The organism is Xanthobacter luteus (genome assembly GCF_040049235.1).
Classification (GTDB): Bacteria; Pseudomonadota; Alphaproteobacteria; order Rhizobiales; family Xanthobacteraceae; genus Xanthobacter.
On record NZ_JBDZDO010000003.1, the window covers coordinates 315,826 to 328,646 of the forward strand.

Annotated in this window: 14 protein-coding genes; 13 read left to right on the forward strand and 1 reads right to left on the reverse strand. The window is 72.4% G+C overall.

All coding sequences use genetic code 11. From position 1 onward, the window contains the following. Nucleotides 1-31 precede the first annotated feature (31 nt). From ABLE88_RS12515 to ABLE88_RS12535, 5 genes are all read left to right on the forward strand, one after another. Nucleotides 32-748, forward strand: coding sequence for a response regulator (locus ABLE88_RS12515; protein WP_348832016.1), 717 nt, complete (start codon nucleotides 32-34; stop codon nucleotides 746-748). Continuing rightward, a complete protein-coding gene (locus ABLE88_RS12520; protein WP_348832017.1) occupies nucleotides 745-2,061 on the forward strand; it encodes an ATP-binding protein in 1,317 nt (438 codons plus the stop codon). The genes ABLE88_RS12515 and ABLE88_RS12520 overlap by 4 nt, the downstream gene beginning before the upstream one ends. Before the next feature lie 135 nt (nucleotides 2,062-2,196). Next, entirely contained in the window at nucleotides 2,197-4,560 is a 2,364-nt protein-coding gene (locus ABLE88_RS12525; RefSeq protein ID WP_348832018.1) for a Tex family protein, read from the forward strand. Nucleotides 4,561-4,831: 271 nt separating this feature from the next. Continuing rightward, the gene (locus ABLE88_RS12530) at nucleotides 4,832-5,200 is read left to right on the forward strand and encodes a hypothetical protein (RefSeq protein ID WP_348832019.1); all 369 of its coding nucleotides are present in this window, start codon (nucleotides 4,832-4,834) and stop codon (nucleotides 5,198-5,200) included. A gap of 153 nt (nucleotides 5,201-5,353) precedes the next feature. Further along, a complete protein-coding gene (locus ABLE88_RS12535; RefSeq protein ID WP_348832020.1) occupies nucleotides 5,354-5,995 on the forward strand; it encodes a copper chaperone PCu(A)C in 642 nt (213 codons plus the stop codon). Nucleotides 5,996-6,307: 312 nt separating this feature from the next. Here the strand turns inward: ABLE88_RS12535 and ABLE88_RS12540 are convergent, their stop codons facing one another. Further along, nucleotides 6,308-6,607 carry a hypothetical protein gene (locus ABLE88_RS12540; RefSeq protein ID WP_348832021.1) on the reverse strand — a complete coding sequence of 100 codons (300 nt, stop codon included), beginning with the start codon at nucleotides 6,605-6,607 and terminating at the stop codon, nucleotides 6,308-6,310. A gap of 337 nt (nucleotides 6,608-6,944) precedes the next feature. Here ABLE88_RS12540 and ABLE88_RS12545 point away from each other — a divergent pair, with 337 nt between their 5' ends. From ABLE88_RS12545 to ABLE88_RS12580, 8 genes are all read left to right on the forward strand, one after another. Next, complete coding sequence (locus tag ABLE88_RS12545; protein WP_348832022.1) at nucleotides 6,945-7,385, forward strand: host attachment protein; 441 nt, start codon at nucleotides 6,945-6,947, stop codon at nucleotides 7,383-7,385. A 28-nt stretch (nucleotides 7,386-7,413) separates the two neighbouring features. Continuing rightward, a complete protein-coding gene (locus ABLE88_RS12550) occupies nucleotides 7,414-7,947 on the forward strand; it encodes a TspO/MBR family protein (protein ID WP_348832023.1) in 534 nt (177 codons plus the stop codon). Nucleotides 7,948-7,971: 24 nt separating this feature from the next. Next, entirely contained in the window at nucleotides 7,972-8,166 is a 195-nt protein-coding gene (locus tag ABLE88_RS12555) for a twin transmembrane helix small protein (protein WP_348832024.1), read from the forward strand. A 10-nt stretch (nucleotides 8,167-8,176) separates the two neighbouring features. Beyond that, entirely contained in the window at nucleotides 8,177-8,755 is a 579-nt protein-coding gene (locus tag ABLE88_RS12560) for a cob(I)yrinic acid a,c-diamide adenosyltransferase (protein WP_348832025.1), read from the forward strand. A 93-nt stretch (nucleotides 8,756-8,848) separates the two neighbouring features. Further along, on the forward strand, nucleotides 8,849-9,580 hold the full coding sequence (locus tag ABLE88_RS12565) for a rhomboid family intramembrane serine protease (RefSeq protein WP_348832026.1): 732 nt from the start codon (nucleotides 8,849-8,851) through the stop codon (nucleotides 9,578-9,580). A gap of 305 nt (nucleotides 9,581-9,885) precedes the next feature. Then, entirely contained in the window at nucleotides 9,886-10,635 is a 750-nt protein-coding gene (locus ABLE88_RS12570; protein ID WP_348832027.1) for an electron transfer flavoprotein subunit beta/FixA family protein, read from the forward strand. Next, complete coding sequence (locus ABLE88_RS12575; RefSeq protein WP_348832028.1) at nucleotides 10,635-11,579, forward strand: electron transfer flavoprotein subunit alpha/FixB family protein; 945 nt, start codon at nucleotides 10,635-10,637, stop codon at nucleotides 11,577-11,579. Before ABLE88_RS12570 ends, ABLE88_RS12575 begins: the two co-directional genes overlap by 1 nt. Nucleotides 11,580-11,640: 61 nt before the next feature. Then, the gene (locus ABLE88_RS12580; RefSeq protein ID WP_348832029.1) at nucleotides 11,641-12,522 is read left to right on the forward strand and encodes a 3-hydroxybutyryl-CoA dehydrogenase; all 882 of its coding nucleotides are present in this window, start codon (nucleotides 11,641-11,643) and stop codon (nucleotides 12,520-12,522) included. Nucleotides 12,523-12,821 lie beyond the last annotated feature (299 nt).

Below are 12,821 nucleotides of genomic sequence, written 5' to 3' on the forward strand. Positions count from 1 at the left end.
TGTAATGTGGTCGACAACGGAGCATGAACGCGTGGAGAGTGGGCCCCACATTCTGGTCGTCGACGACGACCAGGAAATTCGCCGGTTGCTGGGACGTTATCTGGTGTCCCAGGGGTTTCGCGTGACCACCGCCGCGAGCGGGCGCGAGATGGAGGAGATGCTTGCCGTCCACCGCATCGAGTTCGTGGTGCTCGATCTGATGCTGCCGGACGCTTCCGGGCTCGATCTGTGCCGGGCGCTGCACGCCCGCTCGCCGATGCCGATCATCCTGCTGACGGCGCTGAAGGAGGATGTGGACCGCATCATCGGCCTCGAGATCGGCGCCGACGACTATCTCGGCAAGCCCTTCAACCCGCGCGAGCTGGTGGCCCGCATCCGCGCCGTGCTGCGGCGCACCGCCGGGGGCGAGCAGAAGGCCGGCCAGACGCGCGCATTCCTCTTCGCCGGCTTCCGCGCCGAGCCGCACGCCCGCCGCGTCACCGATGCCACGGGCGCGGAGGTGCCGCTCACCGGCGCCGAGTTCGATCTGCTCACCGCCTTCCTGGAGCGGCCGGGCCGCATCCTGTCGCGCGACCAGCTGCTCGACATCACCCGCGGCCGCGAGGCGGGGCCGTTCGACCGCTCGGTGGACGTGCTGGTGAGCCGCCTCAGGCGCAAGCTCGGCGACGGCGCCTTCCAGGTGCTCAAGACCCTGCGCAACGGCGGCTACCAGCTCTCGGTGAAGGTCGAGACCGAGGAGGAGCCGTGAAGGCTTTCCGCTCGCTGCGGGCGCAGGTCGCCGGCCTTCTGGCGCTCGCCATGCTGGCGGTGGTGCTGGTGGCGAACGGCGCCCTGTTCTTCCTCTTCGGTCCGCCCGGCCCGCCGCCGGACGCGGGGACCGACCTCGCCGCACGGCTCGTCTTCACCGCCGGCCTCGCCGCGCGCGCGCCCGGCCTGGCCGAGGACGCCGCCCGCCGCAATGGCGTGCATGCGGCCCCGCCTCCCGGCCGCGAGGACCACGAGGCGACGCGCCGGCTCGCCGAGGCGATGGCGCGCATCGGCGCCACCAATGCGGTGCGGGTGATCCAGCCCGATGCCGGCGGGCCGCTGGCTCTGGCCGTGGCGCTGCCGGACGGGCGCTGGCTGGTGCAGCACGGCGGCGCCATGGCGCTGTTCGGTCCCGGCTCCGGCGCGGCGCCGCCGGGCTTCACGCTCGGCATCGCCACCTGGATCGCGCTCATCGCCGCCGGCACCACCCTCGCCGTGGTGCTGGCGGTGCGGCGCCTCATGAAGCCTTTGGCGCTGATCGAGGAGGCGGCGGCGCGCATCGGCCCGGACGGCGAGCCGCCCATGCTGCCCGAGGAGGGGCCGGCGGAGGTGCGCGCCGCGGCGGTCGCCATCAACCGGCTCTCGGCGCGCCTCAAGGGCGCCATGGACAGCCGCATGCGCATCGTCGCCGGGGCGGCGCACGACCTGCGCACCCCGCTCACCCGCATGCGCCTGCGCGCCGAGTTCATCGCCGAGGACGAGGAGCGCGCCCAGTGGCTGTCCGACCTCGCCGAGCTGGACCGCATCGCCGACAGCGCCATCCGCCTGGTGCGCGAGGAGGTGGAGGGCACGCCCCAGGAGCCGGTGCGGCTCGACGACCTCGCGCGCGCGGTGGTGGGCGAGGCCTGCGAGATGGGCCTGCCCGTGCGCCTCGTGGCGACGGAACCGGCGGAGGTGGCGGGGCGCCCGCTCTCGCTCAAGCGCGCGGTGCGCAATCTGGTGGTGAACGCCGCCACCCACGGCGCCGGCGCGCGGGTGGCGGTCCAGCGCGCCGGCGGCTGCGCGGTGCTCGCCATCGAGGATGACGGCCCGGGCATTCCCGACGCCTTGATGGGGCAGGTGTTCGAGCCGTTCTTCCGGGTCGATCCGGCGCGCCAGGCCAAGATCGCCGGCGCCGGGCTGGGGCTCGCCATCGCCCACGAAATCATCTCGCGCCACCGCGGCCGCCTCATCCTCGCCAACCGCCCCGGCGGTGGCCTGCTCCAGCGCGTCGAGCTGCCGCTCGCCGGGACGGAGGCGGACGAGGCGCCGTAAGCCGGCCCGAGCGGGCCCGAGCCGGCCCGAGCCGGACCTTGGCCGCCGCCGTCCACAGGCCGCCGTGACAGCGCCCGGAGGCTGCGCTATGGCCAGCGGCCCCGCATCGCGGGGCGCGCAGCAGGAGGAGCCGCCATGGCCGAGGAGATCGCCCGCATCATCGCCGCCGAGATCGGTGCGCGGCCCGCCCAGGTGACCGCCGCCGTCTCGCTCATCGACGAGGGCGCGACCGTCCCCTTCATCGCGCGCTACCGCAAGGAGGCCACCGGCGGGCTCGACGACACCCAGCTGCGCACCCTGGAGGAGCGCCTGTCCTATCTGCGGGAGCTGGAGGCGCGGCGCGCCAGCGTCATCGCCTCCATCGCGGGGCAGGGCAAGCTCACCGACGACTTGCGCGGCAAGATCGCCGGCGCGCTCACCAAGGCCGAGCTGGAGGACCTCTACCTCCCCTACAAGCCCAAGCGCCGCACCAAGGCGGAGATCGCCCGCGAGAAGGGCCTCGGCCCGCTCGCCGAGGCGATCCTCGCCGACCGGTCCATCGCCCCGGCCGCGCGCGCGGCGGCGTTCCTCGGGGAGCAGGTGCCGGACCTCAAGGCCGCGCTCGACGGCGCCCGCGACATCCTCGCCGAGGCGTTCGCCGAGAATGCCGATCTGGTCGGCCGCCTGCGCGCCCATCTGAAGGCCAACGCGGTGCTCAATGCGAAGGTCGCCGAGGGCAAGGAGGAGGCGGGCGCCAAGTTCCGCGATTATTTCGACCATTGCGAACCGTTCGCCACCGCCCCCAGCCACCGCGTGCTCGCCATGCTGCGCGGGCGCAACGAGGAGATGCTGACCCTCGATCTGGTCGTCGACGAGGACGCGACCGGCCCGGTGAAGCCCGCCGAGCGCATCGTCGCGGAGGCGTTCGATATCCCGCTCGGCGCGGGCGCGCCGGCCGACCCGTTCCTGCTGGAGGTGGCGCGCTGGGCGTGGCGGGTGAAGCTCTCGCTGCACCTCACGGTGGAGCTGATGGGCGAGATCCGCGAGCGGGCGGAGGACGAGGCGATCCGCGTCTTCGCCCGCAACCTCAAGGACCTGCTGCTGGCGGCGCCGGCCGGCTCGCGCGCCACCATGGGCCTTGATCCCGGCATCCGCACCGGCGTGAAGGTGGCGGTGGTGGACGGCACCGGCAAGCTCATCGCCACCTCCACCGTCTATCCGTTCCAGCCGCGCAACGACGTGCAGGGGGCAAGCGCGGAGCTCGCCAGCCTCATCCGCCGGCACAAGGTGGAGCTGATCGCCATCGGCAACGGCACGGCGAGCCGAGAGACCGACCGGCTGGCGGCGGACGTGATCGCGATGCTGCCGCCCGACGCCGCGGGCAACAAGCCCATCAAGGTGGTGGTGAGCGAGGCCGGCGCCTCGGTCTATTCCGCCTCGGCCGCCGCCGCCGCCGAGATGCCGGACATCGACGTGTCCCTGCGCGGCGCGGTCTCCATCGCCCGCCGGCTGCAGGACCCGCTGGCCGAGCTGGTGAAGATCGAGCCCAAGGCGATCGGCGTGGGCCAGTACCAGCACGACGTGGACCAGTCGCGCCTCGCCCGCGCCCTCGACGCGGTGGTGGAGGATGCGGTGAACGCGGTGGGCGTCGACCTCAACACCGCCTCCGCCTCGCTGCTCGCCCGCGTGTCCGGCCTCGGCGCGTCGCTCGCGGAGGCCATCGTCGCCCACCGCAACCAGACGGGGCCGTTCAAGACCCGCAAGGACTTGCTGAAGGTCGCCCGGCTCGGCCCACGCACCTTCGAGCTTGCCGCCGGCTTCCTGCGCATCCCGGACGGGTCGGAGCCGCTGGATGCCTCCGCCGTGCATCCGGAAGCCTATGAGGTGGCCAAGAAGATCGTCGCCGCCTGTGGGCGGGACGTGCGCCAGCTCATGGGCGACACGGCGGCGCTGAAGGCGCTCGACCCGCGCGCCTTCGTGGACGAACGCTTCGGCCTGCCGACCGTGCGCGACATCCTCGCCGAGCTGGAGAAGCCGGGCCGCGACCCGCGCCCGGCGTTCAAGACCGCGACCTTCGCCGAAGGGGTGCACGAGATGAGCGACCTCAGGCCCGGTATGGTGCTGGAGGGCACGGTGACCAACGTCGCCGCGTTCGGCGCCTTCGTGGACATCGGCGTGCACCAGGACGGGCTGGTGCACGTCTCGGCGCTGGCCGACCGGTTCGTGAAGGACCCCCACGAGGTGGTCAAGGCCGGCGACGTGGTGAAGGTGCGGGTGATCGAGGTGGACGTGAAGCGGAAGCGCATCGCCCTCTCCATGCGCAAGGACGATGCCGGCGCCCGGCCGCCGGGCGCGCGCGGCGAGGCCCCGCGCGGCGACGGCCCGCGCGGTCCCCGGCCCGGCGGCGGCGCGCCCGGTGGCGATCGCGGTCCGGGCGGCGGCAAAGGCGGTGGTCCTGGGGCCGGGCAGGGCGCCTTCGGCGCGGCGCTGGCCGACGCCTTGCGGCGCAAGGGCCAGTAGCGCCGCCCGGCGCGGGGCCATCCCGCCCGCCGGAAGACGCCCCGCGGGAGGCGACATCTGCCGCTTGGGCTCCCCTCCCCCACAAGGGGGGAGGGAACAGCTCCGTCCCGCAGGCGCGGGACCATTCCCTCCTGCGCGTCCCGCAGGCGCGGGACGAGTCCCTCCTGCGCGTCCCGCAGGCGCGGGACGCGATGCCGCGCGCGCGGCACCATTCCGGCGCCCCGGCGGAAGTGCTAGCCTGCCCTGCGGACAACAGGAGGCTGCATCCATCATGAGGCGGCACGGGCACATGCGGGGCGTGATCGGCCTGCTGGCGGCCTATGGCCTCGTGGCGCAGGCGTTCCTGCTGGCGCTCATGCTCGGCGCCAGCGCCACGCCCGCCTCCTTCGCGGCGCTGTGCGCTCCGTCCCGCGCGCTCTCCGCCGATGGCGACACGCCTTTGGACCGGCCCGCGCACCTGCCGGACTGCTGCCTGGTCGGAAGCTGCGGCGTCTCCGGCGCGCTCGGCGGGGCGCCGGCCGCCGCTCTTCCCGCGCCGGCCGCCTTCGCGCCCGCACTCTATTCGGCGCCGGACCGCGCCGATGCGCCGCGCGCCGCGCGCGCGGGCGATGCCCGGGCCCGCGCGCCGCCTTCCGCCTGAGATCCTGCTGAACTGCACCCGGCGGCCTCGGCAGATGCCGCCGCGCCCGCGGTCCATGCCGTGCGGCCATCCGGCGCCGCCGCGCGCGCCGCCCAGCAGACGTCCGGCCGTGCCCCGGCCGGGAGCGCATCCATTCCTCAAGGAGACAGTCCCATGAAGCTGTTCGAACGCTCCGGCGGCTCCGCCGCCAAGACGCTCGCTACCAAGACACTCGCAGCCAAGACGCTCGCCGCCGAGGCCCCCGCCGCCAGGACGCCCGCGGCCAACGCCCGCCGGGCGCGCATCTTCGGCTCGTTCGAGGAGAAGCTCGGCCTCGCGGTGTTCGCGGCGGCGCTCGCTTTGTTCTCGGCCCAAAGCGTGCGCGCCGACGACGTGAAGATCGGCTCCCTCGAGATCGACGCCCCCTTCACCCGCGCCACGCCCGCGGGCGCCAAGGTGGGCGCCGGCTACATGGTGGTGAAGAATGCCGGCCCCGCCGCCGACCGCCTGGTCTCCGCCACCGCCGACGTGGCCGGCCGGGTGGAGATCCACGAGATGGCCATGAAGGACGGCGTCATGATCATGCGCCCGCTGCCGGACGGCCTTCCGGTGCCCGCCGGCGGCGCGGTGACGCTGAAGCCGGGCGGCTACCACATCATGTTCCTGGACCTGAAGGCGCCCATCGCCCTCGACAAGCCGGTCACCGGCACGCTCACCTTCGAGAAGGCGGGCACCGTGACCGTGACCTACAAGGTGATGCCGGTGGGCGCCGCGTCCGCGGGCGAGGGCGGCCATTCCGGCGGCCACGGCCAATAGCCGGCCATGGCCACGGCCCCCCGCGCGGGAGCCGCGCGGGGGTGGCGCTGCGCCGGGGCGATCGGGGCGAAACAGAGGGCGGGAGCACCCCCGCCCTCCCCCCATGCCGAGGCCCTGCCAGGCAAGGAGGCGCTTTCGCGCCGCGCCGCTTCAGGCGGATGGACAGGACGCGGGCGCGGTTTCGAGCGGACCGCAAACCGGTTCGCGGGAAGAGAGCGGGTGAATTGAAACACCTGGAACGGTCCCGCTTTCATCGAAAGCCGGACATGCTCCAGGCGGACCAGGCCGACGCAGGAATGCGTCCGCCGCGCCTCAGCGGCGGGCGCGCACCCGTACCGGGATGAGCTTCAGAGCGGCGCGGGGCGCGCGGCGGCCCTTGGGCGGCTCGTCGTCCTCGCCCATCAGCATCACGGCGAAGCCCATCTGCACGCTGCCGAAGGTGATGCCCAGCGCTCCGGTCAGCACCGCGAGCGCCAGCAGGCCGTCCGGCGAGCCGCGCATGAGGGCGCCGAGATGGAACACGTCGAAGGCCGCGAGCGCGCCCACGAATACGGCCGCCACGGCGACGCCGATGGCGGCGTGGCGCAGCAGGAAGCGGATGAGAACGGGCATGGCCTCAACTCCTCCAGCCCGACGGGACGGGCTCAAACGGCCGCGCCGACGCACGGCGGCAGTCATTGAAATCGTCTCACGCGCCGGGGCCCGCGGCAATATGGGACCCAAGGTCAAGGCGTCGCATTTCCGCTCCGGAACCCGCGCGCCCTTGCGCGTGGGCGATCGCCACACACTTTAAGGAAGGGAGGGCCGGTTGACCGGCCGCAAGGCGCCCGGCGCGCCGGGAGGCCACGCTGACGCATTCGCCCGGCGGTTTGTGGCCGGCCTTCGGGAACCGTCCCGGGACCGTCCTGCGCGGTGGGATGCGGCCCCCCGGGCCTAAGAGGAGACGCTCATGCCGAACGCGGACAAAGCCAATCGCCTGGTGCTGGTGTGCGACGGGGCGAAAGCCCTCCTGTTCGCCGACAGCGGCATCGCGCCGAAGCCGCGTCTCAAGGTGCTGGAGACCATCAGCGAACCCAGCCCGCCGACCTCGGAGCTGGGCACCGAGCGTCCGGGCCGGGTGCACGAATCGAAGGGGGCCTCCCGCAGCGCGGTCGAGACCACGGACTATCACGCCGCCGCCGAGGCGGACTTCCTGCGTCGCCTCGCCGGCCGGCTCGCCGAGCTGGTGCAGGGCGGGGTCAGCCGCATCCTCATCGTCGCCCCGCCCAAGGCGCTCGGCACGCTGCGCGAGGCGCTGAGCGCGCAGGTGAAAGCGGCGGTGGACGGGGAGCTCGCCAAGGACCTCGTGAAGCTGCCGGTCGACGAGATCGAGCGGCACATCGCCGCCTGAGCGGCTCTGGCGGAATGAGCGGAACGCCATGAGCGTGCCTCCCCCCTCGCCCCGGCCGGGGGCGCCCCCGGCGGCGCCGGCCGAGGCGCCCGCGCCCTGGCCGGTGCGCCTGCTGGGGGCCGCGCTCCTGGTGGCGGCGGTGGCGGCGCTCGGCTCGGCGGCGACCGCGCCGGAGATTCCGGGCTGGTACCAGGGCCTCGCCAAGCCGGCCTGGACCCCGCCCAACCAGGTCTTCCCCATCGCCTGGACCACGCTCTACGCGCTCATGGCGGTGACCCTGTTCCGCCTGTGGGGCCGTCCGCCCGGAACCCCCGGCCGCAAGCGCGCCATCGCCCTGTTCCTGGCGCAGCTGGCGCTCAACGCGGTCTGGTCGCCGGTATTCTTCGCGCTCCACGCGCCGTGGCCGGCGCTCGTCATCGTCCTGGCGCTGCTCGTCACGCTGGCCATGGCCATGCGCGCGGCGCTGGCGGTGGACAAGGTGGCGGGATGGCTCCTGCTGCCCTATCTTGCCTGGGTGTGCTACGCGTCCACCCTCAATGCGGCGATCGCGGTGATGAACTGACGGCGCGCCGCCTACGGGTATTCCATGCTCCACTGGTCCATCTATCTGTTCATTCCGGTCGCGCTGTTCCTGGTGGCGGGGGTGCTGCTGCTCGGCCTGTTCAATTTCGCCTCGGGCGGCTCGCCGCAGCGCTCGCAGACCCTGATGCGCCTGCGCGTGCTGTTTCAGTTCCTGGCGTTGGTGCTGGTGCTGGTCACCGTCTACGCCATGCAGCGCTGAGCCGGCGGCGATGGTGAAGCTCAACAAGATCTACACCCGCACCGGCGACGACGGCACCACCGGGCTCGGCACCGGGGCGCGGGTGCGCAAATACGACCTGCGGGTCGCCGCCTATGGCGCGGTGGACGAGGCCAACGCCGCCATCGGCCTCGCCCGGCTGCACCTTGAAGGCGAGCCCTTGCTCGGGCCCATGCTGGAGCGGGTGCAGAACGATTTGTTCGACCTCGGCGCCGATTTGTGCACGCCGCCCGCGTCCGGCGAGGCGGAGGGCGCCGCGCTGCGCATCGTGCCGTCCCAGGTCGCGCGCCTGGAGGCCGACATCGATCGGCTCAACGCCGAACTCGCCCCGCTCACCTCCTTCGTGCTGCCCGGGGGCAGTCCGGCATCCGCCTATCTGCACCTGGCGCGCACCATCTGCCGGCGCGCCGAGCGCGACATGGTGCAATTGTCCCACACCGATCCGCACGCCGTCGGCGGGCCCGCCATCGCGTTCGTCAACCGCCTTTCGGACCTGCTGTTCGTCGCCAGCCGCTACGCCAACGACCGCGGCAAGGCCGACGTGCTCTGGGTGCCCGGCGCCAGCCGGTAAGGCCGGGCGCGCGGCGCTTGGCGCGTCGCCCGCGGTTCCGATAGATTGCGACAGGGCGCGATGCCGCCGCCCGGCCGGGCTCGAAGGCGCGCCATGTTCGTTCCCCTGCACGACATCAATCCGCTGGAGCACGTGGTGCGCCCCTACGTGACCTGGGCGCTCATCGGCGCGAACCTGTTCGTGTTCCTGGTGCTGCAGCACGGCGGCCTGGGCGCGGTGAGCGAGGCCGGGGTGCTGTCCTACGGCACCATCCCGGCGGTGGTGACCGGGGCGGCGGTGCTGCCCGAGGGCTATGAGCGCCTGCCGGCTCCGCTCACCCTCCTCAGCTACATGTTCCTGCATGCCGGCTGGCTGCACCTCATCGGCAACATGGCCTTCCTGTTCGTGTTCGGGGACAATGTGGAGGACGCGCTGGGCCATGTGCGCTTCCTCGCTTTCTACCTGCTGTGCGGCGTCCTCGCCGGCGTCGCCCACGTGGTCGCCCAGCCGGGCTCGGAGGCGCCGCTCATCGGCGCCTCGGGGGCGGTGGCGGGGGTGATCGCCGCCTATCTCGTGCTCCACCCGCACATCCGCCTGTGGGCGCTGGTGCTCATGAAGCTGCCGCTCAGGGTGCCGGCCTCCTGGGTCATCGGCCTGTGGGTGGCGCTCCAGGTCTATCAGGTGGTGACGTCCGCGGACGAGGAGACCGCGTGGTGGGCCCATCTCGGCGGATTTGCCGCCGGCGCGGTGCTGGTGGCGCTCATGCGCCGGCCCGGCGTGGCGCTGTTCGACCGCGATCCCTCGGGCGTGCCGACGCCGCGCGGGATGCGCGAAGGCGAGCGTTGACACTCATTCTGCCCCCTCCTACGTTGCCGGCCCCGAGGTTTTGCTGCATTGCAGGGAACCTTGAGAATACGAGGGTTCCGCCCTGGAGCGCGGGCCCCTCGGGCGCCGGAGCGACGACCGGCGTCCGAAGGTTTGGCCCGCCTCCTTCCCGAGACCAGACGACCGCCCCGGCCCGCTGACGCCGGACGCAGCGGGCGCGCGGCCTCGAGGGCGCGACCCCCGGCGGGCCTCCGGCCCGCAAAACAGCACGTTCGGCGCCATGCGCGCAGCCGGACCTCAGGTCGGGAGATGGGGAGCACGCCTCGATGAAGATCCTGGTGCCCGTGAAGCGGGTGGTGGATTACAATGTAAAGGTCCGGGTCAAGTCGGACGGGTCGGGCGTCGAGCTCGCGAACGTCAAGATGTCCATGAACCCGTTCGACGAGATCGCGGTCGAGGAGGCTTTGCGCCTCAAGGAGGCCGGCAAGGCCACCGAGGTGGTGGTGGTCTCCGTCGGCCCGGCCCAGGCGGCCGAGACCCTGCGCACCGCGCTCGCCATGGGGGCCGACCGCGGCATCCTGGTGAAGGTGGACGGCGTGGTGGAGCCGCTGGCGGTGGCCAAGATCCTGAAGGGCGTGGTGGGCGAAGAGGCCCCCGGCCTCGTCATCCTCGGCAAGCAGGCGATCGACGACGACTGCAACCAGACCGGCCAGATGCTGGCCGCGCTGCTCTCTTGGCCCCAGGGCACGTTCGCCTCCAAGATCGAGGTGGAGGCGGCCGGCTTCGCGGTCACCCGCGAGATCGACGGCGGCCTGCAGACCGTGAGCCTCAAGGGCCCGGCGATCGTCACCACGGACCTGCGCCTCAACGAGCCGCGCTACGCCTCGCTGCCCAACATCATGAAGGCGAAGAAGAAGCCCATCGACGAGAAGACCCCGGAGAGCTACGGGGTGGACGTCGCCCCGCGCCTCACCGTGCTCAAGACCGCGGAACCCGCGGGCCGCAAGGCGGGCGTGAAGGTGGGCTCGGTGGCCGAGCTGGTGGCGAAGCTCAAGGACGAGGCGGGGGTGATCTGATGGCGACTTTGCTTCTCGCCGAGCACGACAATTCGGCTCTCAACGGCGTCACCGCCAAGGCGCTGACCGCCGCCGCCGCCCTCGGCGGCCCGGTGCATGTCCTCGTCGCCGGCCAGGACGCCAAGGCGGTCGCCGACGCGGCGGCCAAGCTTTCCGGCGTCGAGAAGGTGCTGCTCGCCGACGACGCGCTCTACGCCCACCGGCTCGCCGAGCCGCTGGCGGCGCTGATCGTGGCGCTGGCGCCCTCCTACGACGCCATCGTCGGCCCCTCCACCGCCATGGTGAAGAACGTGCTGCCGCGCGTCGCGGCGCTGCTCGACGTGATGCAGATCTCCGACATCATCAAGGTGGACGGCCCCGACACGTTCGAGCGGCCGATCTATGCGGGCAACGCGATCCAGACCGTGAAGTCGGCCGACGCCAAGAAGGTGATCACCGTGCGCACGGCCTCCTTTTCCGCCACGCCCGAGGGCGGCGCCGCCCCGGTGGAGGCGGTCCCGGCCGCCGCCGATCCGGCCCTGTCCGGCTTCGTCGGCGAGAGCATCGCCGCCTCCGACCGGCCGGAGCTGACGGCGGCGAAGATCATCGTCTCGGGCGGCCGCGCGGTCGGCTCGCGCGAGAAGTTCGCGGAACTGATCGAGCCGCTCGCCGACGCGCTCGGCGCGGCGGTGGGCGCCTCGCGCGCGGCGGTGGATGCGGGCTACGCCCCCAATGACTGGCAGGTGGGCCAGACCGGCAAGGTGGTGGCGCCCGAGCTGTACATCGCGCTGGGCATTTCCGGCGCCATCCAGCATCTCGCCGGCATGAAGGATTCCAAGGTCATCGTCGCCGTCAACAAGGACGAGGAGGCCCCCATCTTCCAGGTGGCCGACTATGGCCTCGTGGGCGACATCAACACCGTCGTCCCCGAGCTGAAGGCCGAGATCGCCAAGGCGAAGGGCTGAAGCGTCCCGGCCGGGCCCGCCCGGCCGGACCCCCGGCTCACAAAGGCAGAACGAGAGAACCATGCCGCTCGAGATCAAGAAGGTCGGGGTCATCGGCGCAGGCCAGATGGGCAACGGCATCGCGCATGTCTGCGCGCTGGCCGGCTACGACGTGGCGCTCCACGACGCCGACCCGGACCGCATCCGCTCCGGCCTCGCCACCATCAATGGCAACATGGCCAAGCAGGTGTCCAAGGGCACCGTCTCGGAGGAGGACCGGCACCAGGCGCTGGCCCGCATCCAGATGGCCGAGGCGATCGACGACCTTTCCGCCTGCGATCTGGTGATCGAATCCGCCACCGAGCGCGAGGAGGTCAAGCGCAAGATCTTCGCCGCGCTCTGTCCGGTGCTGCGGCCGGACGCGATGGTGGCCTCCAACACCTCGTCGATCTCCATCACCCGGCTCGCGGCCTCCACCGACCGTCCCGAGCGATTCATCGGCATCCACTTCATGAATCCGGTGCCGCTGATGGAGCTGGTGGAGCTGGTGCGCGGCATCGCCACCGACGACGACACCTTCGAGAGCTCCAAGCAGTTCGTCACCCGCCTGCACAAGACCTATGCGGTGGCCGAGGACTTCCCGGCCTTCATCGTCAACCGCATCCTTCTGCCCATGATCAACGAGGCGATCTACACGCTCTATGAGGGCGTCGGCTCGGTGGATTCCATCGACCGCGCCATGAAGCTCGGCGCCAACCATCCCATGGGCCCGCTGCAGCTCGCCGACTTCATCGGCCTCGATACCTGCCTTGCGGTGATGCAGGTGCTGCACGAGGGCCTCGCCGATTCGAAGTACCGGCCCTGCCCGCTGCTGGTGAAGTATGTGGAGGCCGGCTGGCTCGGCCGGAAGACCCAGCGCGGCTTCTACGACTATCGCGGCGACAAGCCGGTCCCCACCCGCTGAGGCTCGGCGCCCGCAAAAGCGGGCTTTGACTTTCGAATGGAGACGGTTCGGCTCTGATCCGAACACGCGAAGCCCTTTCCTCCGACCGGAGGGAAGGGCTTTTGCCTTTTCTGGGATCCCGCGGCCCTCCGGGATCGGCCAGCCCCATCCCTGCGGCCACCCCTCCCCCTTGTGGGGAGGGGCAGGGGAGGGGGTGTCGGGAATGGCTCCGGAACGACCGGCTGCGTCAGCCGATGGCGCGCCACCCCCACCCCCTCTCCCCTCCCCACAAGGGGGAGGGGAGGCGCCGGGCCGTCTGG

What these genes read in the sequence shown, in the direction of transcription:
- ABLE88_RS12555 (WP_348832024.1), top strand. Translation starts at nt 7,972, where the DNA reads ATGCTCCACTGGTCCATCTATCTGTTCATTCCGGTCGCGCTGTTCCTG.
- ABLE88_RS12530 (WP_348832019.1), top strand. Translation starts at nt 4,832, where the DNA reads ATGAGGCGGCACGGGCACATGCGGGGCGTGATCGGCCTGCTGGCGGCC.
- ABLE88_RS12550 (WP_348832023.1), top strand. Translation starts at nt 7,414, where the DNA reads ATGAGCGTGCCTCCCCCCTCGCCCCGGCCGGGGGCGCCCCCGGCGGCG.
- ABLE88_RS12545 (WP_348832022.1), top strand. Translation starts at nt 6,945, where the DNA reads ATGCCGAACGCGGACAAAGCCAATCGCCTGGTGCTGGTGTGCGACGGG.
- ABLE88_RS12580 (WP_348832029.1), top strand. Translation starts at nt 11,641, where the DNA reads ATGCCGCTCGAGATCAAGAAGGTCGGGGTCATCGGCGCAGGCCAGATG.
- ABLE88_RS12575 (WP_348832028.1), top strand. Translation starts at nt 10,635, where the DNA reads ATGGCGACTTTGCTTCTCGCCGAGCACGACAATTCGGCTCTCAACGGC.
- ABLE88_RS12525 (WP_348832018.1), top strand. Translation starts at nt 2,197, where the DNA reads ATGGCCGAGGAGATCGCCCGCATCATCGCCGCCGAGATCGGTGCGCGG.
- ABLE88_RS12560 (WP_348832025.1), top strand. Translation starts at nt 8,177, where the DNA reads ATGGTGAAGCTCAACAAGATCTACACCCGCACCGGCGACGACGGCACC.
- ABLE88_RS12570 (WP_348832027.1), top strand. Translation starts at nt 9,886, where the DNA reads ATGAAGATCCTGGTGCCCGTGAAGCGGGTGGTGGATTACAATGTAAAG.
- ABLE88_RS12535 (WP_348832020.1), top strand. Translation starts at nt 5,354, where the DNA reads ATGAAGCTGTTCGAACGCTCCGGCGGCTCCGCCGCCAAGACGCTCGCT.
- ABLE88_RS12540 (WP_348832021.1), bottom strand. Translation starts at nt 6,607, where the DNA reads ATGCCCGTTCTCATCCGCTTCCTGCTGCGCCACGCCGCCATCGGCGTC.
- ABLE88_RS12565 (WP_348832026.1), top strand. Translation starts at nt 8,849, where the DNA reads ATGTTCGTTCCCCTGCACGACATCAATCCGCTGGAGCACGTGGTGCGC.